Annotated in this window: 2 protein-coding genes; both read left to right on the top strand. The window is 71.8% G+C overall.

Annotation, left to right across the window (positions count from 1 at the left end; translation table 11 throughout):
• Window positions 1–499, top strand: a 499-nt coding sequence (locus tag Pth03_RS41160) for a GTP cyclohydrolase II (protein ID WP_203949955.1), incomplete at its 5' end; no start/stop codon positions are given.
• 13 nt (window positions 500–512) lie between these two features.
• On the top strand, window positions 513–720 hold a 208-nt coding region (locus tag Pth03_RS41165; RefSeq protein WP_203949956.1), incomplete at its 3' end, for a dihydrofolate reductase family protein.

The following is a 720-nucleotide window of genomic DNA, read 5'->3' on the forward strand; positions in this document are numbered from 1 at the left end:
CGTCTTCGGTGAGCCGGACGCGGGCGCGTCGCCGCTGGTGCGCCTGCATTCCGAATGCCTCACCGGTGACGTTTTCGGCTCGGCCCGCTGCGACTGCGGCCCGCAGCTGCGCGAGGCCGTCGAGCGGCTCTCCGTGGCGGAAGGGGTGCTGCTCTACCTGCGTCAGGAGGGCCGGGGGATCGGCCTGTACAACAAGCTGGACGCCTACGCCCTGCAGGATGACGGCCTGGACACCTACGCCGCCAACGCCGCGCTCGGGCTGCCGGAGGACGGGCGGGACTACACCGTCGCCGCTCAGATGCTCGGCGCGCTCGGGATCGGCAGCGTCGACCTGCTGTCCAACAATCCCGACAAGGAGCGTCAGCTGTCCGCCCTCGGCGTGACGGTGCGCCGCCGGGTGCGCACGGGCGTCTTCGCCACCGACCACAACATGCGTTACCTGCGCGCCAAGGTCGACCGTACGGGCCACACCATCGCCCTGACCGAACTCGCGAGCTAGCTGGGGAGTCCCGATGGCCACCACGCGGCCGTACGTGCTGCTGTCCGCCGCGGTGAGCGTCGACGGCTACCTCGACGACGCCGGTCCCGAGCGGCTCCTGTTGTCCAGCGGCGAGGACTTCGACCGGGTCGACGCGGTGCGCGCCGACGTCGACGCCATCCTCCTCGGGGCCACGGCCGTGCGCCGCGACAACCCCCGGCTGCTGGTCGACTCGGCGAAGC

It is taken from the genome of Planotetraspora thailandica, from assembly GCF_016863335.1.
Classification (GTDB): Bacteria; Actinomycetota; Actinomycetes; order Streptosporangiales; family Streptosporangiaceae; genus Planotetraspora; species Planotetraspora thailandica.